Annotated in this window: 16 protein-coding genes; 8 read left to right on the forward strand and 8 right to left on the reverse strand. The window is 69.6% G+C overall.

Annotated features, from left to right (window positions below; translation table 11 throughout):
* Positions 1-23 precede the first annotated feature (23 nt).
* The 8 genes from ACP59X_RS02700 to ACP59X_RS02735 form a co-directional block, all read right to left on the reverse strand.
* Complete coding sequence (locus ACP59X_RS02700) at positions 24-929, reverse strand: trypsin-like peptidase domain-containing protein (protein WP_428564696.1); 906 nt, start codon at positions 927-929, stop codon at positions 24-26.
* A 219-nt stretch (positions 930-1148) separates the two neighbouring features.
* Positions 1149-2102 carry a glycine zipper domain-containing protein gene (locus ACP59X_RS02705; protein ID WP_428564699.1) on the reverse strand — a complete coding sequence of 318 codons (954 nt, stop codon included), beginning with the start codon at positions 2100-2102 and terminating at the stop codon, positions 1149-1151.
* Positions 2103-2291: 189 nt separating this feature from the next.
* Positions 2292-2825, reverse strand: a complete 534-nt coding sequence (locus ACP59X_RS02710) for a hypothetical protein (protein WP_428564702.1) — start codon at positions 2823-2825, stop codon at positions 2292-2294.
* An 846-nt stretch (positions 2826-3671) separates the two neighbouring features.
* A complete protein-coding gene (locus tag ACP59X_RS02715) occupies positions 3672-7721 on the reverse strand; it encodes a CHAT domain-containing tetratricopeptide repeat protein (RefSeq protein ID WP_428564705.1) in 4050 nt (1349 codons plus the stop codon).
* A 308-nt stretch (positions 7722-8029) separates the two neighbouring features.
* Positions 8030-8731: a hypothetical protein gene (locus tag ACP59X_RS02720; RefSeq protein WP_428564708.1), complete on the reverse strand. Its 702-nt coding sequence runs from the start codon at positions 8729-8731 to the stop codon at positions 8030-8032.
* Between the two features lie 304 nt (positions 8732-9035).
* Positions 9036-11399, reverse strand: coding sequence for a PAS domain-containing protein (locus tag ACP59X_RS02725; protein ID WP_428564712.1), 2364 nt, complete (start codon positions 11397-11399; stop codon positions 9036-9038).
* Positions 11400-11523: 124 nt separating this feature from the next.
* Positions 11524-12867, reverse strand: coding sequence for a sigma-54-dependent transcriptional regulator (locus ACP59X_RS02730; RefSeq protein WP_428564715.1), 1344 nt, complete (start codon positions 12865-12867; stop codon positions 11524-11526).
* Positions 12864-14333 (reverse strand): sensor histidine kinase, encoded by a 1470-nt coding sequence (locus ACP59X_RS02735; RefSeq protein WP_428564718.1) that lies wholly within the window; start codon positions 14331-14333, stop codon positions 12864-12866. The genes ACP59X_RS02730 and ACP59X_RS02735 overlap by 4 nt, the downstream gene beginning before the upstream one ends.
* Positions 14334-14723: 390 nt before the next feature.
* Here ACP59X_RS02735 and ACP59X_RS02740 point away from each other — a divergent pair, with 390 nt between their 5' ends.
* The 8 genes from ACP59X_RS02740 (at position 14724) to ACP59X_RS02775 (ending at position 25206) form a co-directional block, all read left to right on the forward strand.
* Positions 14724-15170, forward strand: coding sequence for a universal stress protein (locus tag ACP59X_RS02740; RefSeq protein WP_428564721.1), 447 nt, complete (start codon positions 14724-14726; stop codon positions 15168-15170).
* The gene (locus ACP59X_RS02745) at positions 15167-16105 is read left to right on the forward strand and encodes a sulfite exporter TauE/SafE family protein (RefSeq protein WP_428564724.1); all 939 of its coding nucleotides are present in this window, start codon (positions 15167-15169) and stop codon (positions 16103-16105) included. Before ACP59X_RS02740 ends, ACP59X_RS02745 begins: the two co-directional genes overlap by 4 nt.
* A gap of 1 nt (position 16106) precedes the next feature.
* A complete protein-coding gene (locus ACP59X_RS02750; RefSeq protein ID WP_428564727.1) occupies positions 16107-16871 on the forward strand; it encodes a TIGR02186 family protein in 765 nt (254 codons plus the stop codon).
* Between the two features lie 36 nt (positions 16872-16907).
* The gene (locus tag ACP59X_RS02755; RefSeq protein WP_428564730.1) at positions 16908-19502 is read left to right on the forward strand and encodes a PEP/pyruvate-binding domain-containing protein; all 2595 of its coding nucleotides are present in this window, start codon (positions 16908-16910) and stop codon (positions 19500-19502) included.
* Complete coding sequence (locus tag ACP59X_RS02760) at positions 19480-19890, forward strand: response regulator (protein WP_428564733.1); 411 nt, start codon at positions 19480-19482, stop codon at positions 19888-19890. Before ACP59X_RS02755 ends, ACP59X_RS02760 begins: the two co-directional genes overlap by 23 nt.
* Positions 19880-22153, forward strand: coding sequence for a PEP-utilizing enzyme (locus ACP59X_RS02765; protein WP_428564737.1), 2274 nt, complete (start codon positions 19880-19882; stop codon positions 22151-22153). The genes ACP59X_RS02760 and ACP59X_RS02765 overlap by 11 nt, the downstream gene beginning before the upstream one ends.
* Positions 22150-24696, forward strand: coding sequence for a PEP/pyruvate-binding domain-containing protein (locus tag ACP59X_RS02770; protein ID WP_428564740.1), 2547 nt, complete (start codon positions 22150-22152; stop codon positions 24694-24696). The genes ACP59X_RS02765 and ACP59X_RS02770 overlap by 4 nt, the downstream gene beginning before the upstream one ends.
* A gap of 201 nt (positions 24697-24897) precedes the next feature.
* Positions 24898-25206, forward strand: coding sequence for a Dabb family protein (locus ACP59X_RS02775; protein ID WP_428564743.1), 309 nt, complete (start codon positions 24898-24900; stop codon positions 25204-25206).
* Positions 25207-25329 lie beyond the last annotated feature (123 nt).

The following is a 25329-nucleotide window of genomic DNA, read 5'->3' on the forward strand; positions in this document are numbered from 1 at the left end:
ATATCCCCTTCGCGGGCGCGACACTAGGGGAAAAAGGACGGCGCGAGGCCCTGGGACCGCATGAAGGCGGCCAGGTCGCCGATACCCAGCGACACGTTGGTCTGCCGGTAGGATTCGTCGTCCGCCTGGATGGCGGTGTTGATGCCCACGACGCAGCCGGCGGCGTTGACCAGGGGGCCGCCGCTGTTGCCGGGGGACAGCACGGCCGTGTGCAGGATCTCCGGCGGCGTCACCGTGTCGCGCACCACGCTGACCACGCCCTCGCTGTAGACCGCTTCGGGCACGGCGGCGTCTTCGCCTTCCAGGAGGCGTTTGAACTGGGGGTCGTCGAGGCTGATGGCCCCGGGAAAGCCCCAGGTGCCGACCTTGTCCGTCTTGCGCACCGTGCCGCACAGGGGCAGGGGGGCGGCCTGGGGTTGCGGGCCGTCCAGCCGGATAAGGGCGTAGTCCCGTCCCTCGGCGTCGCTGGCGGCGATGACGCGGCCGACGACCGGGTGGGCAAGGGCCTTGCCGATCACGAAGGCCTGGCTTTGGGTCCCCACCACGTGGCGGTTGGTGGCCACCACGCCCGGCGCGACGAAAAAGCCGGTGCCCATGGAGATGTTGTCGCCCATGGCCAGGAGGATGAGGACCGTGGCCGCCTCGAGCCTGGCCGGGTCGGACCCGGCCACGGAGACCACGGGCAGGCCGAGGGCCTGACGGATCGCGCACGGCTCGGCGTTTTGCAGGTCCCGCAACCGGGCGATCTCCGCCTCCAGGGCCTTGATCTCGGCGGTAACGGCTTGCGGGCTCGGGGCGTCTTGCGGTGCGATGGCCTCGGCGGCCCGAACCGCCGCAGTCGGCGTTAAAGCGGTCAGGGCCAGCAGCATCGCCGCCAGCAGGGTGCCTGGAGGGACGGCAAACCACAATCGGTGCAATCGCATGGGCATATTCGATCCCTGTCGTTTCGGGTGCGGCCCGGGCGAGGGGCCTTGGGCCCAGGCCGGGCGGCCGGCCTGGGGCCGGCGGCGGCGTCTTGTGTCCGTGGCGTTGCCGCCGGCCCGCGTCTCCTTTGCGCCGCCGGCCACCCCGGGATACCGGGGCCGGCGCGGCAGGCGGGGCTTTCGCCTGGTGCGGCCCCGCGCCCTTTGCCGGCGGGGGCCGCGGCGTTAACCGGTCAGTTGTTCCAAGGTCTTCTTGCGTTCGGCCTGGGCCTTTTCGAGCTCCGCCTTTTCGTCCTGGGCGTCCTTGATGTTTCCGGCGAACCGGGCGTTGCGGGTGCTGATGTCGGTGAGCTTGTCGCCGGTCTCGACCACGGGGGGCTTTTTGGCCTGGGCGGCGGTGTCGGCGTTGGGCAACGGTTTGGGTTCGGCCTCCGGCTCGGCTTTCTTGAGCTTCTTCGAAACGTTGGCGCGCTTGCCCTTCTTGCCTTTGGCCGGCTCGGGCTCTGGGGCCGGGGCGGGCTCCGGCGCGAACACGGGCTGGGGTATGTCGCGCTTGGCCGCCAGGGCCTCGGATTTGAGGGCCTCCTGGTATTGGGCTTCCTTGGTGGACGCCCCGGTGATGACGGTGCCGAGGATCTGGCTGGCCTCGAGGGTGCCGTTTTGGATTTCCTGGTAGCGTTCGTCGAGGACCGCCCGGGTGATCTTTTGTTCCTTGTATTCCGCCAGGGTCTCCTGGAACTTCCTGTCGTAGCACTTGCGGGCCACCTGCGCCGCGGCGGTCACCCGGTCGAGGCCGGAAATGTCGCCGTCGAGGTCCTGCAGGTAGCTGGCCAGGCGGGCGTTGTCGTCCTTGATCTGGCGCTGTTTGGCTATGGCATAGCCGGCCGCGCCGCCGGCTATGCCGCCGACGACGGCCCCGGCGGCCGCGCCTTGGACCTTGCCGGTGGCGATGGCGCCGACCAGGGCGCCGAGCAGGGCGCCGGCCACGACCGAGCCGGCGACGGTGGTGTTGAACTGTTTCTCGGCGTTGCGCAGATCCTGGATAGGCTGGTAGCATTCGGGACAGTATTTGACGTCGGTGATCTGCTTGCCGTATTTGCTGGCGCAACCGCCAACAAGGAAGGTAATGAGCACAAGATAGACAATAAAGGAAAGCCTTCGTCTTTTTCGTAGCGCCATGCCGCTGCCCTCTTCATCGATTAAGAATTGCTTTTACAAACTCCCACTCCGAATCAGAGACTTTGCTGCCGCACACCAGGACGCACTGCGTTTTTGCAATCCGTCCCCCCCAGGCGTGCCCCAAACATTGGCCCTCCTTTTGCGCAAGGTCTGCGTTGCCGCCGCGGCCCCGTTCCACCCGGCCAGCCGTCACGGCGCCGGGGAGCGGAAGGTCGCGGCAAAATCCCGACACGTTTTCGCCAGGTCCGCCTCCTGGCCCGGCGGTGCGGAACACGTCATCACCGCGGCTTTTTGCGCCCCGATTTCAAAAACGTAGACCAGGTTGTCCCGGCGCGTTCCGTCCAGGACAACGGTGTAGGCATAGGTGTTGGCCTCGCCGCCGGGCAGGCGGACCGTTTCCTGGCGCAGGAACCGGTAATCCGAGCCGAGGGCGCCAAAGGCGTCGGACAAGGCCTTCTCGAAACCGTCGACCCAGCCGGCGGCCGCCTTGGCGATGACGATGGTCACGCTGACGGCCGCCCCCGGCAGCCGGTCCTTGGGGGTGAAGGTGACCAGGCCGGCCGTGTCCGTGGCCTGCCACGACCTGGGGTAGCGCAGGAGGTAGAGGTCGCCGGGGCCGCGAAAGGTTTGGGGCGAGAAGGCCGCGAAATAGCACCCCATGGCCAGCAGGGCGAGACAGGTGAGGCCGGCCGTCGCGAACAGGGCTTTTCGACTTTTACTCATGAGGCGCACATGCCTTACGCTGGGTCTACCTTGCGCGATGTGCCGTATTTCCTCGGCTTTTCGCGCCGACAAAGGGCCTGGCCAAAGGACTGCCCCGGGGCGAGGCATTGCAACCGCAATCGGGCAAGGGCCAACGGGCGAGGCGGCCTTCGCTCCCCGGCCGGAGCCGACGGCCTGACGCAGGCATGGCAAGGCCCGTCCGCTACAGCGACGGGCCTTGTCGCAAGCGCGTTCCCACGTGCTTGACGCCCCGCCCGTGCTGCCGGCTCTCGCATGCCTCTTCCCCATGGGCCACGAGGAACAAAACCCGAAGGGCTCTGTGCGGCAGGATAAACCAGCCCTCTCCATCTTGGCAAGAAGACTGATGCAGCCCTGTTGGAGCCTACTGATTGTGTATGAAATGCAGAACAGAGCCAGAAGGTCGGTCGGAAGTAGTTGGAGCGAAACAGCCTGTTGTATTGAAGGGCTGAAGTTTTATTTTTAAAAATGATGGCAACTTCTCGAGCAGTAGAGTGTGACGCCGGCGCCTGCCTTGCGCAACGTCACCGCCTGCCTGTCTTGTTAATATATTTCTGCATTGGGATGGTGCAGGCGGGAACTTGCCAGTCGGTATTATTTTGCCGATGTACAACATCGGAAAATCGTTTGTTGGCTGTGAAAATGGGCTTGCCGCGCTGCCTTGTCCCCGGCGGCCCAGGAGCGGCATGTTGCCGGGCCAGGAGTGGCCTCTCCGGAAAAACAAGTGGTTGCGGCCCAACGGGTGGCACGGCGCCCGGGTTCCGTCGGTATCCGGACCGTGGGCCAGCCCGCCCGGGGCGGCCGCCGTGGGCCGGGCGGCGAGGCCGCCTACCGCGGAAAGGCCACCAGTTCGTAGGGCGCCCAGAAAGCCGGGTGGGACGGCCGGCCGGAGGACGTGGCGCCGCGCAGGTGGCGCAGGGCCTCTTGCAGGGCCACGGCCGGCTCGCGGCCGGAGCGCACCGAGCCGATCACGGCGGTGGAGACCGCTTCGGCCGCGTCCGTGACCACCGGCCATTGGGTCGACACCACCGACCGGGCGCCGGCGACCAGAAAGGCCGAGGCCAGGCCGGTCAGGGGTTCGGCCCCGTCCTCGCCCGACGGCGAGGTCTCGCAGGCCGAGAGGATGACCAGGTCCGTATCCAGGTCCAGGCCCACGATGTCCGAGGCCCGCAGCAGCCCGTCGTCCTCGGGCCGCCGTTTGCCCGAGTCGGGGCTGAGGACCAGGGCCGGTTCGCCGATGTCCTCGAAGCGGGCCAAGCCGTGGGTGGCGAAGAGCAGGTAGCGGAAATGGCTTTGCCGCAAGCGGTCGAGGACGCGGCGCGGCGTGGCCTGCTCCCCGCCGAGGACGCATTGGCGGGCCTGCTGCGGGGACAGCCCCAGCAGGCTGGCGACGCTGGCCATCTCCCGCCGGGTTTCCGGCAGGGGCTCGAGGGATTGGTCGATGTGGCTGACCGAGCGCAAGGAGGCCAGGGCCGGGTGGGGGGGCGGCGGGGTTTTGCCGGCCACGACGGGGTCGCCCGCAGCCAGCAGCAGTTCGGCCGGCAGGTTCGAGGGCAGGCTGTGCCGGAGCGCGGCGGCGTTGACCAGGGCCGGCACGCGGGTGATGGCGAAGCGGTCGATGAGCCAGTCGGGCTCCCGGTCCGCGGCCGGCGCCCGGGTGACCAGCAACCCCAGGGGAATGCCGCCGGTGGCGCCGAGTTGGACGGCGTAGAGGTGGCGCACGTCCGCCAGGCGGTCGGCCACGGGGGCAAACAGGGCCTTGTAGAGGGCATAGGCGTCTTCGGCCGGGTAGGCGACCCCTTCGGGATGGCCCTTGGCCTTGCGCAGCTCCGCGGACACCGCCTCGATGGACCGGCGGACGGACCGGACGCGACGGCCCAGCTCCGCCTGGCCCACGGGCACCATCACCCAATGACAGTCCTTGCCGGTGACCACGAAAACGTGGGTTGTTCTTTCAAGCGGCAGCCAGATGACGATGGCCTCGTGCGGCTGGAGGTTGGCCATGGCCTTGTCCAGCTTGAACTCGTATTTGGCCGCACCGAACCAGGTGAGGCTTTCAAACCCCTTGAGCATCAGGGCCGGGTCGGCCGAGACGTGATAGGAAAACTTGATCGCGTCGTCGCTTCCCCAGAAGGGCAGCGACAGGGCCAGGCGGCGGGCCAGGGCGCGCAGGCGCCCCAGCCGGGGGCTGGCCGGGTCCCCGGTGGCCGCGGCGTCCAGCAGGACGCCGCGCTGGCGCCGCAGCCACAGCTCGCCGTCGATGGCCTGCTGGCTGTAATGCCGGTACTGCTCGGGCACATGCGGGTCCTCGACGAGCTGGGAGCGGGTCAAGAGGTTGGCCATGACCTCGCCTCGGGTCACGGCCTGGGATTGGACCAGGGCCTGGTGAAACAGGCTCGCCTTTTTCGATTCGTCCAGGGTCAGCCAGGCCTGGTGGGTTTCCTGGAAGACGCGTTCCAAGCCCTGGCTTGCCTCGCCGGGAAGCAGGCTTTGCCGTTTGACGCCCGGGAACATGCTGGCCAGGCTCATCCAGTCCAGGGCGTCGGTGTAGAGCGAGGCGGAAAAGAAATAGGCCGGCAGGGCGGGGGAAGCGTCCGGGCGCAGGCCGCCATGGTTGTCGAGGACGCTGAGGCCGCGGGTGACGCTGACGAGTTTGTCGGCGAAGGAGCTGCCCCCGGAGACGCTGGAGCCGTCCAGCCGGTAGGACATGCGGTACTCGTCAAAGGCCAGGGCCTCGCGGAGCAGATGGAACACCGCGACGTCCCTGGGCTTTTGCTTGCGCTGTTGCAGCAAGGCGAGGGCGCCGACGTACTGGATGCGTTCGGCCCGGGCCGCCACGGACAGCCTTGCGTTGAGCGAGGGCAGGTTGAGGCCCTCGGCCAGGATCGCGAACCGGGCCCGGGCGTCGGTGCCCAGGGCCGTGCGGTCTTTTTCCGTGTCGCTTTGCATCTGGCGCATCTCGGCGTCGTTGGTGGGCACGATGGGCTTGCTGAGGACGGGCTGCGGCAGGGCATCGAGCCGGCGGACCGTCTCGCGCAGGCGTTTGTCCGGGATGTCCGGAAGGCCTTGCAGCCCCAGGGCGCTTGCCAGCACGCGTTCGGCCGCGGCCGCGTCGCCGGCCTGAAGCAGGGCCAGGCCCAGGCAGCGGTTGAGGCGATAGACGAGGCTGTGCTGCGGCGGGAGGCACACCGACGCGGCGGCGAGGCCTTCCCGGGCCACGGCGATGGCGGCGGCCTGGTTGCCGACGCGCTGCGCCGCTTCGCTTTGGAGGGCGGCGGCCTCGATCCAGGGCAGCGATTCCCTGCCCAGGGCGGCCTCGGCGGCGGCGGCCGCCGCCTGGGCTTCGCCCAAGGCCTCGGAGGCCCGCCCCTGGGCCGCCGTCAGCCGGGCCAGGGAGACCCGGACCCGGGCCGCCCAGCCTTCCATGCCCGGCTGCCCGTCCAGCTCGAACAGGGCGTAAACCAGTTCGGATTTGACCGTGACCAGATAGCCGGCCCGCAGCAGGCTGTCCCCCCGCAAAAACGCGGCCAGGCCCAGTTCGCGGCGGGCAGCGGCGGTGTCCGCCGCCCCCTCCCGCAACATGTCCCCTTCCGTCCAATCGAGGATCGTCGCAGCCGCGGTCACGGCCGGGAACGATTCGGTCATGAAATAGACGCAGTTGCCGCAATGCCTCCGGACGGTGGCCGTTTCCTGGCCCAGGGCGGCCATGGCCAGGGACAGCAGCAGCCGGCGCATGCCCGGGGCCACCGCGCCGAGCAGCTCCATCCGGTATTGATTGGCGCGCTGCCAGGTCAACTCGCCCCACGTCGCGACGGGGAGGCCCTGGATGCGCGCAGCCGCCGCGAACAGCCATTTTTTCGCGGCCGCGTAATCCCCGCGCGCCACGTCGATGGTGGCCAGCAGGCCCTCGTTTTCCGGCAGCGCCTTGGCCACGTCGAAGGCTTCGTCGTAGCGCTCGGCCATGATCAGGACCTCGACGGCCCGGGCCAGGCCGCGCCGGATGGAGGGCGTCATGGCCACACCCCGGGACAGCGTGGCGCCCAGGCCGGCGAAGGCTTCCCGGGCCTCACCCAGGCGCAGGGCGTCGGCCGCGGCCTGGCCCAGTTGCAGGGAGGCCATGGCCCGGGCCTCGGCGTTGTCGTCGGGGGTGTTGCGGCAGGCCCGGCGTGCCGCCTCCAGGCGGCCGGGCAGGGGCGCGGGGCCGGGTGCGGCCGGGGGCGCCGTTTCGTACACCGTCACCGGGCCGACGGGGGTCGGGTCGTTGATCGAGGCCAGACAGGTCTGGAGTTGCCGCACCAGGCTTGGCGTATTGGACAGGGCGTAGCCGGTCCAGCCCTCGCTCGAGGCGCGGCGCTCGCCGTTGACCTCGGTCACGCTGCCCGGCTCGGTTTCCAGCTTGAGGTAGCGCGACGCGGCCAGTTCCTCCAGGAACTGCCGGTCGCCGCAAAGGTCGAACCGCATGACCCCCGCGTCGTAATCCAGGATGGTGGTCATGGGGTGCATGGCCCGGTCATCGAACCAGAAGCGGCAACCCGGGACGGCCTTGCGCCCCGACGCTTCCGATTTGCCGTAGGCCATCCAGTCCGGGTCGTGCTCGCCGCGCTGCTGGAGCCGCACCTCGCCGTCCGCAAAGGCGTCCAGGGAAAGGTGATACAGCGACACCGACCCCACGGTGCCGGCCATGGGGGCGGTGGCCCGGCAAAAGCGCGGCGAGCCGTCGGCGGGCTCCTCGCGGGTCACCTTCCAGGGCGCGACCTGAAACAAGCCCGCCCGGGCGGCCGGTTCGAGCCCCGGCGACAGCGCCAACAGCCCGGCCCACAACAGGACGTACGGCCATCGGCGGCGGGCGGTCAGGCCGCCCCGCGCATGCTCCGGCATATTCGCCTCCCCGGCCCGGACGGGGCCCCCGGCGCGGCGCTGGGGCCGTCCCCGGGTGCCGGCCCCAGCCGTGGCGGTGCGGTTGCCGGCCAAGCCCGTACCCGCCGTGCCACGCGTGTGCCGGCCTTACGCATGGGCCGCCCGTCGTCGCCATTGCCGGCAGCAACGGCCAGGGCCCGCGCTTGCGCACCGTATTGCAGATGCCGCCGTAAAAGCCAATGGCTTCCTGCGCGGGGGCGCCAGAGGGAAAAATGGTTTGCCGGGGGTTGGACAAGACATCCCGGCGCATCCGGCGCGGCGCCGTGCGCTCAGGGTGCCGGGAGCGGCTCCGGGCCGGGCAGGGGCATGTGGTGGGCCACCAGGCGCAACGTCAGCCGGCCGCTGCCTCGGGTCAGATGCTGGCCCCAGGTGGTGCGCAGCGTCACCTGGCCCGGCTCGACGATGTCCCAGTCGCTTATGCGCAGCCCCGCCTTGGCATAGGCGTCGGCCAGGGCCGGGCGGGCGGTCGCCGCGTCGAATTCCGGGAGCTCCAGGCGCTGCCTGTAGTCCTGGTCGCCGAAGACCTGCAGGTTCAACAGCGCCTCGACGAAGCCGCCCGGGGCCAGCAGGCCGCGCACGGCCTCGAGCACGGTCGGGTCCGGGGTCACCAGGGCGCGCATGAGGCCGCTCCAGGGGAACAGGATCGTCACCCGGGCGGCGAGGCCGCGCAGTACGGCAGGCAGCGCCTCCACGCTGGCGACAAGGAGCACCAGGTTGTCCACGCCGCCGCGGCTGGGCTTGCGGCCGATGCGCGAGGACGTCCGCAGCATGTTGTCGGCCGCGGGGTCCACGCCGATGCACAGGCTGTCCGGTTTGCCCTTGGCCTCCCGGTAGTGAAAGCTCGCATCCCCGGTGCCCAGGTCGATCAGCACGTGGCTTGCGGCCCGGGCGCGATCCAGCAGGCCGCTGGCCGGCAGCGGCTCGATGCGACCGTTGCGCACGGTCCGAAGGGGAGGGTGGGGCGTTTGCATGGGATATCCGCTGTTTTCCCGCCGTGGACGGGTGGTTGTGGCGCGCGGGGCGGCGGGTGTGCCGCGACCCGGTCGCGGGGCGCGCTGCCCCGGGCAGTCCATGCTGCCGCCGCGGCCGGGCGCGAAAGTGCCATAGGCGCCGCCGCCTGACAACGCCGGCCGGCCGCCGGGGCGGTCGGCCGGCAACACCCGCCGGCCGGCCTGGAGCTTGCGTCCGCCCGTCTGTTCGACGGCGTCCAGGATGCGGCCTGACTCCAAGGGCATTTTCCGGGGAAAGGGCCGCGAGGCCGGAAAGGTCCCTTGGCTAAGGGGCCGGCGGGCTGGGCGATGCCCGATGCGTCATGACCCTGTCGATCTCGGCCTGCAAGGCGGCCATGTCCACGGGCTTCGGAACGTAGCCGTCCATGCCGGCGGCCAGGAGTTTTTCCCTGTCGCCGGACATGGCGTAGGCCGTCATGGCGAGGATGGGGATATGCGCCTTGTCCCGGCCTGCCGTGCCTTGGCGGATGGCTTTCGTGGCCGTGACACCATCCATGACCGGCATCTGCACGTCCATGAGGATGAGGTCGAAAGGCTGCGCCGCCAAGTGGTGCAAGGCCTCCTGGCCGTCCTTGGCGGTCACGACGCTGTTGCCGGATTTTTCGAGCAGCCGGCGACTGGCCAGGAGGTTGACGTCCTCGTCCTCGACCAGGAGCAGTTTCAAGCCGTGGCCAGCGTCGTGGCGGACAGCGGGGGGGGCCGGCGCGGCGTGGCCCTGCGCGGCTTCCGGGAGCTTGAGCGGGAGGGAACAATACATCGTCGTCCCGCTGCCGACGCGGCTCTCGATGGCCAGTTCGCCGCCCAGCAGATGCAGCAATTTGCGGACAATGGAAAGCCCCAGCCCAGCCCCCTGGAACCGGCGGGTATACGTGCCCTCGATTTGCGTGAACGGTTCGAAGACAGCCTTGAGTTGGTCGTCGGGGATGCCGATGCCCGTATCGCTGACGGTCAGGAGCACGGGCAGGATGCCGGGGCGGTGCGACGGCAAGGGCAGCATGTCCACGGCCACGCGGCCGTGCGGCGTGAATTTGATCGCGTTGCCGACCAGGTTGAAAAGGATTTGCCGCAGCCGCGTTTCGTCGCCCACAAGCCAGGGCGGCATGGCCTGGTCGATCGTGCACTCCAGGCGCAGCCCCTGGTGCTGGGCGGCCAGGGCGAAGACATCGAGGACGGATTGCCGCAGCTGGGCCACTTCGAAAAGGCTTTCCTGGCGGGTCAGCTTGCCGGCCTCGATTTTGGCCAGGTCGAGGATGTCGGCAAGCAGCTGGGTCAGGCGGTGGGAGGATTTTATCGCGTCAAAGAGGTAGTCCTGTTGTTCGGCGTCCAGGGCCGTGGTTTGCAGGAGTTGCAGCATGCCCAGGATGCCGTTGAGCGGCGTGCGGATCTCGTGGCTCATGTTGGCCAAAAACTCCGATTTGGCCCGGTTGGCTGCCTCGGCCGCCTCCTTGGCCGCGAGCAGTTCGCATTCCATGCGGCGGCGTTCGGTGAGGTCCACGTTGACGCCCATGATGCCCAGGATTGCGTCCCGGTCCCGGATGGGGGCCAGTATTTCGTGGGAGAAAACGCGTTCGCCGTTGGGCAGGCTGTATTCGGCCTCGGCGTCCACCTTGTGCCCGGCATAGGCCTTGGCCGCATTGGCGCGCCAGCGGCGCAGCGTGTCGGCCGGCACGGCCGCTTCCTGGGGCAGGTTGTTGAGGTCACCCCAGAGGGCCTTGCTGATTTCGCTTTGCAGGATGACCTTTCCGGAAAGGTCGCGGGCCCAGAAATCCAGCGGCAGGTTGGCCAGGATGGCGCCCATGAGGGCTTCGCCCTGCTTGCGGTCGGTGATGTCGATGTTGCAGCCGCGCCGGCCCAGCGAGACGCCCTTTTCGTCGAAGTTGCCGTTGCAGGAATGGGCAATCCAGACGGTTTCGCCGGTCTTTTTGATGATGCGAAATTCCAGGGTGCAGTGGCCAAGGTTTTGCATTTCGGCCTGGCTTCTGTGCCTTTCCCACAGGGCGGTGTCGTCGGGATGGACGATGTCCCGGATGCGCAGCCCGGGCTTGGCCATGAATTCTTCGGCCGTATAGCCAGAAATGCGCTGGCAGGCAGGGGACACCCAGTGAAAAGAGCCACCCGGCGCCTGCCAGTACTCCCAATGGGTCGTGTTGTCGGCGACGATGCGGAAGCGCCGTTCGCTTTCACGGAGGGCATCGGCCGCCATCGTGTTCGCCGTAATGTCCTTGATGGCTCCGTAGAGCCTGTAGCCCGTGCCGGTGGCGTCATGCTCGCATCGGTAGGCTTCGTTGACCCATCGGATGCTTCCATCCTTGCATATGAATCTGAATTCCTGCTCGCCACGGTCATTCGGTTTGAGGGACAAAAGGTGTAGGCCGACGCGCAGCCGGTCCTCCGGATGAACAAAATGGATCCAGCAGCCAGCGGCGAGAAGTTCCTGCCTGGTGAAGCCAAGCAAGGGCTCGATCGCCCCTTCCACCCAGTCGATACGATAGTTGTCGAAGACCTGGCGTGAGCAGCAATGAAAAAAATGTGTGGATGTCAGGAGCAGTTGTTGCTGCTGTTGCAATCGCTCTCGGAGGGTGTTGCATTCAGCCAGTAACTGTTCTTTTGTCTTGTCGGCATCGAGCACGGGGTATCCTAGCCTTTGGCCATCGGGGGTGATGGATCAGGCCTACCTTATGCTCCAAGGCGGGGAAGGAATCAATGTCCTTGGGTGTCGGACCCCCTTTTTGTCGGTGTCGGGCGCGCCCGGTTCAATCCAGGCCGTACTGCTTGAGCTTGCGCCACAGGGTCGTTCGCGGCACGTCGAGGATCTGCGCCGTCAGGCCCTTGTTGTAGCCCGTGCGCTCCAGCACCTTGGCGATGTAGCGCCGTTCCATCTCCTCCAGGGAAACGAGGCCTTCGCCCTCCACGGAATCGAAACGCAGCTGGCGCAGGTCGGCCGGCAGGTCCTTGACGCGCAGGGTCTCGCTTTCGGCCAGGGCCACGCCGCGCTCGACGATGTTTTCGAGCTCGCGCACGTTGCCCGGATAGCTGTAGGCCGCAAGGATGCGCATGGCCTCGGGCTCGATGGCGGTCACGGCCTTGCGGAAGGCCAGGCTGTATTTCTCCAGGAAATGGGCGGCCAGGGGCGCGATGTCCTCCCGGCGTTCGTCCAGGCGGGGCAGGTGGATGGTGACCACGTTGAGGCGGAAGTAGAGGTCCTCGCGAAAGGCCCCGGAGGCGGTCTCGTGCTTGAGGTCCTTGTTGGTGGCGGCCACGATGCGGATGTCGAGGTCGATGGGCCGGGTGCCGCCCACGCGGCGGATGTGGCGTTCCTGGATGGCCCGCAGGAGCTTGACCTGCATGGGCAGCGGCATCTCGCCGATCTCGTCGAGAAAGACCGTGCCCCCGGCCGCCGCCTCCAGAAGCCCGATCTTGGTGGCCACGGCCCCGGTGAAGGCCCCCTTCTCGTAGCCGAACAGCTCGCTGCTGATGAGCTCCTCGCTGAACGCCCCGCAGTTAAACGACACGAAGGGCCTCTCCCGCCTGGGGCTTTGCCGGTGCAACGCCCTGGCCACGAGCTCCTTGCCCGTGCCGCTGCCGCCGAGGATCAGGACGTTGCAATCCACCGGCGCCACCTTGTCGATAAGCGCGAAGACCTTGCGGATGGCCGGCGAGACGCCGATGAGGGGCCGCTCCCCCGGCGTGCCGCGAAGCGCCCGGCGCAGGGCCGAGTTCTCGCGCTTAAGCGCCGCCCGTTCCAGGGCCGAAGCCGCCAGGTGGCGCACCTCGGCCAGCTTGACCGGCTTCTGGGCGTAGTGGAAGGCCCCCTCCTTGACCGCGGCGATGGCCGTCTCGATGGTGCCGAAGCCGGTGACGACCACCACTTCCGTGGCCGGCGAGACGGACTTCACGGCCGGGATGAGGGACACGCCGTCGCCGTCGGGCAGCATCAGGTCCAGAAACACCAGGTCGAAGGGCGCTTCGGCGTGGCGGGCCAGAAAGGCCCGGCCCTCGGTGAAGGCCTCGACCGTACCCCCATCCTTGGCCAGGGCGCGGCTTAAGCGGTTGCAGACGATGGTTTCGTCGTCGACCACGGCGATGCGGGCGTTCACGATGCGGCCTCCCGGCCCTTTTCCGGTTCGGGCGCGGCGGGGGCGGGGGCCGCGCCGGCATCCGGGCGGGGGGCGCCGGGCAGCCGGACGGTGAAGGCCGCGCCGCCCAGGGGCGAGGCGTCCACCTCGAGGCGCCCGCCGTGGCGCTTGGTCAGGGAATAGGCCACGGCCAGCCCCAGCCCCGTCCCCTTGCCCACGCCCTTGGTGGTGTAGAAGGGCTCGAAAATGTGCTCCCGGACCTCGGGCGGCACGCCCGGGCCGGAGTCGTCCACGGTGAAGGCGGTTTCGCCGTCCGGCCCGGCCGCCACGCGAAGCCGCACGGTGCCGCCTCGGGGCGTGGCCTGGGCGGCGTTTTGCAGGATGTTGACCAGCACCTGCTGGAGGCTGCGCAGGTCGCCGCGCACGGGCGAAAGCGCGGCCGGCACGTCCAGGGTGAAGGCCAGGCCCGCGGCCTGCATCTGGTTCTTGACCAGGGAGGCGCTGCTGGCCGCCACCTCCAGGGGCGAGAGGGAAACCAGGGGCGGGCGCTCGGTGCGGGAGAAATCGAGGAGGTTGCGCACGATGTCCGCCGCCCGGTCGGCCTGGGCGGTGATGTCGTCGAGGAGTTCGCGGCCCTCGGCGTCGAGGCTTGCCGCGTGGTCCTCGCGCAGGGCGTCCACGGTGAGCGTGATGTTGTTGATGGGGTTGTTGAGCTCGTGGGCCACGCCGGCGGTGAAGGTGCCCAGGGCCGCCATCTTGCGGGCTTGCAGCAGATGCTCCTGGTTGGCTTCGAGCTGGTGGGCCATGAGGTTGAAGGCCCCCAGCAGCCCGGCGATCTCGTCGCTTAGGCCCTCGCGCACCGGGACCGGGCGGAAGTCGCCCTGGCCCACCCGACGGGTGGTTTCGCGCAGGATGGCCAGGGGCCGCAGCACCCGGGTGGACACCAGGGCCACCACGGCCACGGTCAGGGCCAAAAACACCCCGGCAAAGGCGAAGGGCAGGGCCAGGGAGCGGTTGATCGTCTCGTGGATGCGCCGGCGCTTGTCCGAAAGCAGCCGGGTGGCGAAATCGGTCAGGGCCTTGCCCTTGGTGCGCACGGCCTCGGTTGCGGCCGTTTCGGGGATGCCGGCCTGGGGCAGGGCGGACAGGGCCGCCCGGTAGGCGGTCAGGTCGTCCAGAAATTCCCGGTAGGACGCCGGCCCCAGTTCCTGGTCCATGCCGCCGGTCAGGCCCCCGGCCAGCCGGTCCACGGCGTCGAGGTAGTCGAGCCCCTCGCGCAGGCTCCCCGCGTCGTGGTAGAGCAGGTAGTTCTTCTCGAAGCGGCGCACCTCGAGGATGTCGCTTTGCAACTCCTCGATGCGTTCGCTGACCAGGTAGCGTTCCCGCAGCGCCGACAGGCTCCCGATGTGCAGCGCGGCCAGGGCGGTCACGGTAAAAAGGCTCGCCGCGAACACGAAGAGCATTTTGGAACGGATGGTGCGCAACATGGCGGTCATCCTTGACGGGCAGGCGCGACGCCCGCCGTTTTGCCGGCCGTCCGGGGGCCGGACCCCGTCGTGACAGCCGCTTCCCCCGGTCGCCCCTGGGGCCGGCCGCCGCGCCCCATGCGCCGGTGGCCGGGCTTTCGCCGTTGCCGCCTGGCAGCAAAGGCCATTCCAACCGCCGCCGGCCCGTCATTGCGCGTTTTTTCCCAATCCCCCGGCCCCGGGCGTCCCAGAGTGAAACATGCCGCGGCCGCCTTGGCCAGGAACATTTCAATCTGGAACACCGGCCGCTGCCCGGCGGGGCCGCCATGGGCACAATCCCCATGATCCCGGCCCCTTGCGTCAATGCGGCCGTTTGGCCCGCCGGTTGCTTTGGCCAGGGCCGAGAAACCCATGGAACGCATACTCGTCGGCATGACGTCCCGTCACGGGGCCTTCGCCGCCCTCACCCGGGCGCTTTCCCTGGCCAAGCGAATCGAGGCCAAGGTCCATGTGCTGTTCGTGACCGAACGGCCCGAGGAAAACGCCCGGGGCGCGCCCCCCCTGGCCGAGGCCGACGACCGCGGGCGGGTGCGCCTGCTGGTGCAGCGGGCCCGGGAAGAGGGGGTCGGCATCGAATACTTCGTGACCGAAGGGGACTTCGAGGAAGAGGTGATCCGGTTCGCTCGTGATCGCAAGATCACGCTCCTGGTGTCGGAATCGGCCGATGGGGAAGGGCGCGCATCGGAGCGGGAGGCCCAATCCCTGCGGCGCATCCTGCATGGCGTCTCCTGCCGGGTGGAGCTTGTGACCCCGCGCCGGGAGCCAAACGAAACACAAGCGAAAGGTGAGGCGACATGAGCATCCCCATGACCCTGTACCTGCCCATCGCCGGCAATTCGGTGAACATCCTGGCCGTGCTGGGCCTTGGCGGCGGGGTGGGCCTGCTGTCGGGCATTTTCGGCGTGGGCGGCGGCTTCCTGATGACCCCGCTGCTGATGATGATGGGCATTCCGGCCACCGTGGCCGCGGCTTCGGATTCCAACCAGATCGTCGGCGCTTCCACTTCGGGCACGCTGATCCACCTGCGCCTGGGCAACGTCGATGTCAAGATGGGCATTTTGCTGCTCATCGGCGGCGTCCTCGGCGGCACCCTGGGCGTGCAACTCATCAAGATATTGCGGGCCATGGGCAACGCCGACTTCTGCATCGCCATCACCTACGTGCTCATGCTCGGCGGCGTGGGCTCCTACATGTTCTTCGAGTCCTTAAGCTCCATGAAAAAGGCCAGGAAGCCGGCCCCGGCCAAGGTCGCCCCGGCCAAGGCCTCGGGCTACGCCGCCTTCATGGCCAGCCTGCCCTTCCAGATGGACTTCCCCCGCTCGGGCATCCGCCAGTCGGCCCTGACCCCGCTTTTTTTTGGCGGCCTGGTCGGCGTGCTGTCGGCCATCATGGGCGTGGGCGGCGGTTTCATCATGGTCCCGGTCATGGTCTACATGCTGCGCATGCCCATGCACGTGGTCGTGGGCACAAGCCTGTTCCAGGTCCTTTTCACCTGCATCAACGTCACCATCATGCAGGCCGCCCAGAACCACACGGTCGACTTCGTGCTGGCCCTGGTGCTGCTCATCGGCTCGGCCATCGGCGCCCAGTTCGGGGCCCGCATCGGGCGCAAGCTCCACGGCGACCAACTGAAGATCTACCTGGCCGGCATCGTGCTGCTGGTCATGTTCAAGATGCTCTACGAACTGTTGGCCCGGCCGAACGTGCTGCTCGCGGCCATCGGAGGACACTAGCATGCGCCGCCTGCCCGCCCTTGCCCTTGCCCTTGCCCTAGGCCTGACGGCCGCCCTGGCCGCCCCGGCCCTGGCCGCCTCGCTGCCGCCCCTGACCCTGGCCCCCCAGGCCATTGCCATCAATTCGCTCTACAACGGCACGGACCTGACCGTCACCGGCCAGGCCCCGGCCGGCAGCCAGGTGGTGGTGCGCCTGGCAGGTGCGGCCCAGACCTTTCCTATGAAGGAAAAAGGCCGGGTGCTTGGCCTGTTGTGGATGAACACCGACAAGGTGTCCTTCGCCAACGCGCCGAGCGTCTTCCTGGTCGCCGCCTCGCCCGAGGCGCCGGCCGAGGCCGTGGCCACGTTCGGCGTGCCGGGGCTGGCCCCGGGCATCACGGTCGAATCCCACGACCCGGATACGGCCCAGCTCGTGGCCGAATTCCTCAAATTCCAGAAATCCGAGAAGCTCTACCTCGAAAACGCCGGCCAGGTGACGCTTGGCCCCGACGCCGGGGACACGCGGCCGTTTACGGCCGTGCTGCACCTGCCCTCGCGGCTTTCGCCCGGCGCCTACACCGTGGAGGTCCTGGCCCTGGATGGCGGCGCCGTGGCGGCCAGGGGCCAGGCCACGATCAAGGCCTCCTTCGTCGGCGTCCCGGCCTTCCTGGCCGACATGGCCTTCGGCCACGGCGCGCTCTACGGCATCCTGGCCTCCATCATCGCCATCCTCGGCGGCCTGGTCATCGGCCAGCTGTTCTCCGGTTCCAAGAGCGGGGCGCATTAGCGCCGCGCCCGAACGGGAAACAGGAAGCAGTCGGCCATGGGCGTTTTGGGCAGGATCGGACAGGCGTTGGGCCTCACCCCCCGGGGCAAGGCCCCGGTGCCCTTCGTGGTGCTTTTTAAAAAGTTCAAAAGCATCCTCGAACGCAACAACCGCATCCTCACGCTCATGGCCGACATGGGGGACAAGCTCGGCGGCGAATACGTCTTCGACCGCCGCTACATCGAGGCCGCCTGCGAGGAGCTTTCCGACCAGATCTTCAAGCTTGTTTCCGACCTGTCCATTTTGAACCGCTGCCGCAACGTACCGCTCTTTTCGGCCTTCGAAACCGTGCGCCAGGAGATCGCCGACGAGCTGGCCGGCCGGCACCATTTTCCGGACACCGCCCCCACCCTGCCCCTGTCCGCCCTGCGGGCCGACATGGCCGAGGCCGCCGGCGGCAAGTTCGCCATGCTCGGCGAACTCAAAAACGTGCTGCAACTGCCCGTGCCCGACGGTTTCGTCATCACCACCGGGGCCTTTGCCGCGTTCATGGCCAAAAACGGCCTGCCCGAACTCATCGCCCGGCAGACCGCGCGGCTCGACGCCGACGAGGAAGGGGCCATCGCCGAGGCTTCGGCCACGGTGCGCCAGCGCATCCTGGCGGCCAGCCTGCCCAAAAGCCTGTCGCGCGGCCTGGCCGAGGCCCTGGCCGCCCTGGCCGAGCGGCTGGGCCAACCGCCCCGGAGCCTGGCCGTGCGCAGTTCGGCCTGGAACGAGGACGGCGAAACGAGCTTCGCCGGCCAGTACGAAAGCGTCATCGGCGTGCCGCCGTCCCAGGCGGCCGAGGCCTTCAAGCGGGTGGTGGCCGGGGCCTACACGCCCGAAGCCTGGCTGTACCGCCGCCGCCGGGGCTTCCAGGAACACGAGGCGGTCATGGCCGTGGGCTGCCAGGTCATGATCGATTCCGTGGTCAGCGGCGGGCTCTACACCTACGCGCCGCTGACGCGCAAGGAAGAGGGCATCTTCGTCAGCGCCGCCTGGGGGCTGTGCGCGCCCATCATGTCCGGCGAACTGGACACCGATTCCTACCTCATCGGCCGGCGGGCACCCTTCGCCAGCCTGTCCCGGGAGATCGCCCACAAGCCCCAGGCCCTCACCCTGCGCCCGGAAGGCGGCACGGCCTATACCGACCTGCCCCCGCAAAAGGCCGATGCCCCCTGCCTGACCGAGGCCGACCTGTCGCTTTTGGGCGAAGCTTCGCTGTCCCTGGAAAAATATTTCAAGCGGCCCCAGGACGTGGAATGGACCATCGACGCCGCCGGCCGCCTGTACCTGCTGCAAAGCCGGCCCATGGTCTTCTACGGCGACCCGGCCCGGCGCACCGGGGCCATCGACGCGGCCACCAGGGACGCCGCGATCCTTTTTTCCGGCCGCGGCGACGTGGTCCAGCGCGGCGTGGCCATGGGCACGGCCTACGTGGTGCGCAGCGACGCCGACCTCGACGATTTCCCCTTCGGCGCGATCCTTGTCGCCCACCACACCTCGCCGCGCTATTCGCGGGTCATGCCAAGGGCTCAGGGCATCCTGACCGACATCGGCTCCCCGGCCGGCCACATGGCCGCCGTGGCCCGGGAGTTCCGCCTGCCCACGGTGGTCGGCTGCGGCCTGGCCACGCAGCTGCTCGAAACCGGCGACGAGATCACCGTGGACGCCACCCAAAACGTGGTCTACCGGGGCCTGGTCAAGGAGCTGCGCTACTTCGAGCTGACCGAGGAGGCCGTCTACGAGGACTCCTACGAATACCGGCTGCTGCGCCGGTTGCTCAAAAAGATCACGCCCCTAAACCTCGTCGACCCCCACGCCCCGAGCTTCACGCCGGCCTCCTGCCGCACCTACCACGACATCACCCGCTACATCCACGAGCAGGCCGTGGCCGAACTGATCGCGTTCAGCGAAAACAGGCAAGGCATCCTCGACGCCTCGGCCCGCAGGTTGCGTTCGCCCTTGCCGCTTAACCTCTCCATCATCGACCTCGACGGCGACGGCAGTGCCCAGGGCGGCGAGATCGCGCCCGAGGCGCTGCCCTCGCTGCCGCTGCGCGAACTGCTCGCCGGGCTGACCGATTCGGGCATGTGGGACACCGACCCGGTGCCCGTGGACATGGGCAGCTTCATGGCCAGCCTCACGCGCACGCTCGGCATGGGCGGCCCAGGCGAGGAAAAGCTCGGCCGCAACCTGGCCGTGGTCTCCAACGAATACATGAACCTCAATTTGCACCTGGGCTACCACTTCATCCTCATCGACGCCTATGTCGGCGAGGTGGTAAACGACAATTCGCTGTATTTCCGGTTTCTGGGCGGGGTGACGGATTTCGGCCGCCGGGCCCGGCGGGCGCGCTGCATCGGCAAGATCCTGGAGCGGGCCGATTTTCGGGTCGAGATCCACGGCGACCTGGTGGTCGGGCGCATCAAGAAGGTCGACCGGCGGGCCATGTGCGCCAAACTGCGCCTGCTGGGCGGCCTGGTCGGCTTTACCCGCCAACTCGACGTGCGCCTTGGCCGCGAGGGCGACGCCCACTGTTTCGCCACGGAATTTCTCACCGCCATCGCGGCGGTGACGGAGGACGCCCATGACCCAGCCCGAAACCCCTGATTCGCGCAAACGCCGGCTGCTCATCCTCGACGACGAGCCCATCGTGGTCAAACGGCTCAAGCCCGCCTTCCAGAAGGCCGGCTACGACGTGGAGGCCTTCACCGACAGCCAGGAGGCCCTGGCCGCGTTCGAGAAAACCCCGGCCGACATCGTCATCACCGACCTCAAGATGGAAGGCCTCGACGGCATCGCCTTCCTCGACCGGGTCAAGGCCGTCTCGCCCGGTGTCGGCGTCATCGTCATCACCGGTTTCGCCACCCTGGAGACGGCCAAGGAATCCTTCCACAAGGGGGCCTTCGATTTCGTGGCCAAACCGTTCAAACTGGCCGACATCCTGGAAGTGGTCGGCCGCTTCGAAGCGCAGATGGGAAGCCGCCATGCCGTTTGATTCGCCCCTGGACCGGGGCCGTGCCGGGGCAACGCCCAGCGAGGCCCGATCCGTTTTTTCGAAATTCCAGGCCCTGCTCGACGCCAACACCGCCGCCCTGGCCGCCATGGCCGGCATGGAGCGGATGCTCGGCGGCGAATACATCTTCGACCGGGCCTTTCTGGAAAAGTCCGCCCGGGAAGTGACGGACTTGGCCCATCAGGCCGTCTATGCCTTAAACGGCATGACCGCCAACCGCCACATCGACCTTTACGACCGGTTCATGGCCCTGGCCGCGGCCGTGGAAGACATCCTGGCCGGGCGGCCCGAGCCCCGGGACGCCGACCTGGTGCGGCCCTTGCGCGAGCTGCGCCTGGAGGACCGGGCCAAGGTCGGCCGCGAGGCCGCGGCCCTGGGCGAATTGGCCGGCCGGCTGGGCCTGGCCGTGCCGGACGGTTTCGTGGTGGCCCCGGCCGCCTGGGACGAGGGGGGCGGCCTCGTTGGCGCGGCCCGGGAGGATCTGGCCGAGGCCCTGGAAAGCCTGGGCGGGCCGGCGGCGGGGGCGCGCCTGAACGTTTCCGTGGCCACGGTTGCCCCCGACGGGGAGGGCGCGGCCCTGACCCGCACGGGCCTGGCCGGCGAGGCCGGCCCCCTGGCCACCACGTTGGCGGCGCTTGGCCGGGAGCTCGCACCCAAGGCCGCCCTGGGGGCCGGGCTTGCGGCCACGGTCCTGATCGCCAGGCCCGCCGTGGCCAGGGGCCGCATCCGCACGGCCTTTTGCCAACCGGACGGAGCCGTGGCCCTGCGCCTGGACGTCTGGGCCGAGGGCGATCCGGGCCGGGCCGCGACCTTCACCTGCGACCGCGCCCATCCCTTCACCCGGCTGGACGCGGCCACCGAGGGCGCAACCGCCGCTCCGGCCCTGCCCGGCCTTGGCGCCGAGGCTGTCCAGGCCCTGGCCGGCCAGGCCCTGGCCGCCGAACGCCTGCTCGGCCAGGCGGTGGAAATGGGCTTTTCCCTGGAATCTTCCGGCGCGGTGGTCTTCGAATCGGCCGCACCGCTGCCCTTCGTGCCCCTGGCCCGGCCGCCGCAAGGCCGGGCCGTGCCGGTGTTGTGCGGCGGCGAGGCGGCTTGCCTGGGCGCGGCCAGCGGCGTGGTCGTCCACGTGGACGAGGACACGCCGCCGGAGGCCTTGCCGTTTGGCGCCGTGGCCGTGGCCCGGTCGGCCGCGCCGGCCTTGGCCCGGCTGTTGCGGCGGGCCGGGGCGGTGGTGGCCGAGGTGGGCGACGCCGTGGGGCATCTGGCGGCCATTGCCCGGGAATACCGCACCCCGGCCCTGTTTGGCCTGTCCGGGGCCGTGGCCGCCCTGCCCGAGGGCATGCTGGTCACGGTGGACGCCGAATCGGGCTGCGTGCTGTCCGGCATCGGCCCGACCCGGCCGGCCCCGGATGGCGGCCTGTCCCCGGACGATCCGGAGTACCTGCTGCTGCGCCGGCTGCTGCGGCGCATCGCCGTGTTGCACGCAACCGACCCGGGCGCCCCGGATTTTAGCGCCGCCGGCTGCCGCACCCTGCACGACATCCTGCATTTCGCCCACGACCGGGCCGTGGCCGTGCTGGCCGACCTGCGCCAGGCCGGCATGCCCGAGGGCGTGGCCAAACCCCTGGCCCTGCCCATTCCCCTGGACCTGCGGGTCCTGGACATCGGCGGCGCCCTGGCGCCCGGGGCCACGGGGCTGGCCGCCGTGCGCTCGCGCCCGTTGGCCGCGGTCCTTGGCGGCCTGCTGGCCCCGGGCCTGTGGGAAACCACCGCCGCCCGGGTGGGCCTTGGCGACATCATCGGGGCCATGGCCAGGCCGCTGCCCGACATGCGCGGCAATCTGGCCATCGCCGCCCGGTCCTACTGCAACCTGAGCCTGCACCTGGGCTACCACTACACGGTCATCGACGCCTATGTCGGCGGCAACCCCGAGAAAAACACCATCGCCTTCCGCTTCGTCGGCGGCCTGGCCGATGCCGCCGGCAAGAACGCCCGGGCGGCCTTCTTGCGGCGCATCCTGGCCCGCTACGACTTCAAGGTGGAGGCGGCCGGCGACCTGGTGACGGCCCGGCGCAAGATGATCGAGGACGCCCCGGCCTTGATGGCCCTGCGTCTTCTGGGCGGGCTGTGCGCCTTCGCCCGCCAGCGCGACACGGACCTTTCCGGCCAGGGCGCGGTCGAGGCCCTGGAACGGGCCTTCGGCGAGGCCTGGCGGGCCGCCTCGGCGGCGGAGGCCGCGCCGTGATCGGCTGGCTGCGAAACCTCCTGGCCAGGCGGCGGGAGACCCGGGAACGGGCCGCCCTGGATGCGCTCAAGGTGCGCTACCACACCTTCCGCATCCTTTTGGCCAACAACGAACGCGCCCTGGACAAGCTCGGCGCGGTCGAGGCGGCCCTGGCCTCGGGCGCGGCCTCGGCCGAACTGGCCGGCCGGGTGGAGGAGCTTCTGGCCGTGGCCTTCGAGCTGGTCGACGGCCTGGCCAGGCTTTCGGCCCGGGGGGCCGGCGCCCTCTACGCCCGGCAGCTGGCCCTGGAGGAGGCCCTGCGGGCCGCCCTGGAACAGGTGGAGGCCAGCCCGCGCCCGCCGTCCTGCCTGCCCCTGGCCCAGGCCCGCGACGCAGCGGACGTGGGCGGCAAGGCGGCCGGCCTGGCCCTGCTCGTGACCAACGGTTTTCCGGTGCCGCCGGGCTTCGTGGTGACGGCCCGGGCCTGCCGGGAATTTTTACGCGAAAGCGGCCTGGAGGCGCGCATCCGCCAGGCCCTGGGCGGGGCCGACGGCGCCGACGCGGCGCGAAATGCCGCCTGCGCCGCCCTGCGCAAGGAAATACTGGGTGCCGCAGTGCCCGAGTGGCTGCGCCGGGATATGGCCGTGGCCGTGGCCGCGCTCGGCCAGGACCTGGCCGGGCGCTTCCCCCTGACGCTGGCCGCCCGGTCCAGCGCCCTGACCGAGGACACGCTGGAACATTCCTTCGCCGGCCAGTTGGCCACCGCCCTCAACCTTGCCCCCGAGTCCCTGGAACAGGGCTTCCTGGAGGTCCTGGCCGGGGGCGTGTCGGAACAGGCCGTCGTCTACCGCCGCCAGGCGGGGCTTGCCGCCGACGCCCTGGACATGGCCGTCCTGGTCCAGGTCATGGTGCCGGCGACGGCCGCCGGCGTGGTCTTCAGCCTCGACCCGGTGCGGCCGGACACGGAACGGATGCTTATTTCGGCCGTGCCGGGGCTGGGCGTTTTGGCCGTCAACGGCGCGGCCCCGGTGGACATCTACCGCGTCTTGCGCGACGACCCCACCGACCACATCGCCCACGTGGCCCGCAAGACCCGGCGGGCCGTGGCCGCGGCCGGGGGCGGCATCCGCCGCGAGCCCGTGCCCGAGGCCGTGCGCAACGCACCGGTGCTGTCCGAGCCCGCGCGGGCCGTCCTGGCCCGGTTGTCCCTGGCCGCCGAGGCCCTGGCCGGCTCGTGGCGCGACCTGGAATACGCCCTGGATGGCGAGGGGAATTTTTGGCTCCTCCAGTCGCGGCCGGCCCGCATCGTCTGGGGCTCGCGCCGGCCGCCGGCCTTGCCCGGGCCACTTTTCGCCGGCGGCATGACGGCCTCGCCGGGCCGTTGCCTGGGCCGGGCGCGCCATGTCACGGACGAGGCCGCCCTGGCGGCGCCCGTGGCCGGGCCGGTCGTGGCCTTGCTGCCCTTTGCCGCGCCGGAAGCGGCCCGGGGGCTGCCCTTGTGGCAGGGCCTGGCCACGGCCGGCGGCAATCCCGTGGATCACCTTTCGACCATCGCCCGCGAGGCCGGCCGGCCCATGCTGACCCGGGCCCAGGGCGTCATCGAGGCCGTGCCCGAGGGGTCCCTGGTCGTGCTCGACGCCGACGCCGGCCGCATCGTACCCGCGCCCGCCGCCATCGGCCCCATCGAGGACATCCTGTGCCCGCCGGCAACCGAACCCGGCCACAACGCCAAGGCGCCACTGCCGCCGGGCCGGGCGGCCGTGCACGACCTGATCGTGCCCCTGACCCTGACCGACGCCTACGGCCCGACCTTTTCGGTGCTGGAGTGCCGCACCCTGCACGACGTCGTGCGCTTTGCCCACGAGTCGGCCGTGCTGACCCTGTTCGAGGCCGGCGACGCGCTGCTCGAGGAGGCCGGGGGCGCCGTGCGCGTGCTGCGCGGCGACGGGCCGCTGGAGTGCATGGTCATCGACCTGGGCGGCGGCTTGCGGGAAAGTGGCCCGGGGAGGCTGATCGGACCGCAGGCCGTGGCCTCGGTTCCCCTGGCCGCCTTGTGGCGGGGGCTGTCCGCGCCGGGCATCGCTTTCGGGGAGGACGGCGAGCGGGACCTCACCGGCGTTCTGGCCCGGGGCCTGACCGACGGCCGGGGCCGCCGGCCCGTGGGCCAGCCGAACTACGCCCTGGTCACCCGCGACTATGTCAACGTCAACGCCCGGCTGGAGTTCCACTTCGCCATGATCGACGCCGTCTGCGGCCCCCGGGCCCGGGGCAACTACGTGCGGCTGCGCTTCAAGGGCGGCGGCGCGGTGCCGGCCCTGCGCGAACGGCGGGCCATCTGCCTGACCACCATCCTGCGGGCCAGGGGCTTTTTCGCCAGCCGCCAGGACGACCTGGTCACGGCCCAGTGCAGCGACGCGGCCGAGGACAAAAGCATCGAGGCCCTGGAGCTGGTCGGGCGGCTGCTGCGTTTCACCCGCCTCCTCGACGCGGCCATGACCGACGACGACGCCCCCCACCGGGCGGTAGAAGCCTTTCTGGCCGCCGACACCCGCCCGCTCCCCTAAGGCCGGCGGCAAAACGGGTCCAGCGCACCCCGGGCCGCCTCTTTTTCCGCTGCGCGCCGCAAACCGGGCGTAAAAGCCTTGCCTCCGGGCGCGCCAGCCAGCAAGAGAAACGGGACCGGGCCGCGAACGGCCCGGTGGCGCGGCGCCCTCCGGACGCGACCGGGGCGCCGCGAAATGCCAAACCAGGAGCAGGAGCGCGCGATGATCAAGCACATCGTCATGTGGACGTTGAAGGAGCAGGCCGAGGGCCGCGACAAGGCCGCCAACGCGGCGGAAATGAAGGCCCGGCTGCTGGCCCTGCCGGCCAAGCTGCCGCTGGCCCGGGAACTCGAAGTGGCCATCGGGGAGGCCGTGTTCGCCTCGGTGCCGCCGACGGACATCGTGCTCTACAGCACCTTCGATTCCAGGGAGGACCTGCAGGCCTATGCCACGCACCCCTTGCACCTCGAAGTGGTGGACTTCATCAAGAAGGTGGTGGCCGAACGCCGCGTGGTCGATATCGAGGTCTAGGCCGGGCTTCGGCCACGAGCGAATACGACGGGGCTTCGTCCGTGGACGGTGCCCCGTTTTTTGTCATTGATTCAAAAGGGTTTCGCGGAGAAGCAGTCGCGGAGCGGAGATTGTTCTTTTTTT

The sequence above is a fragment of the Solidesulfovibrio sp. DCME genome (assembly GCF_049995385.1).
Lineage (GTDB): Bacteria > Desulfobacterota > Desulfovibrionia > Desulfovibrionales > Desulfovibrionaceae > Solidesulfovibrio.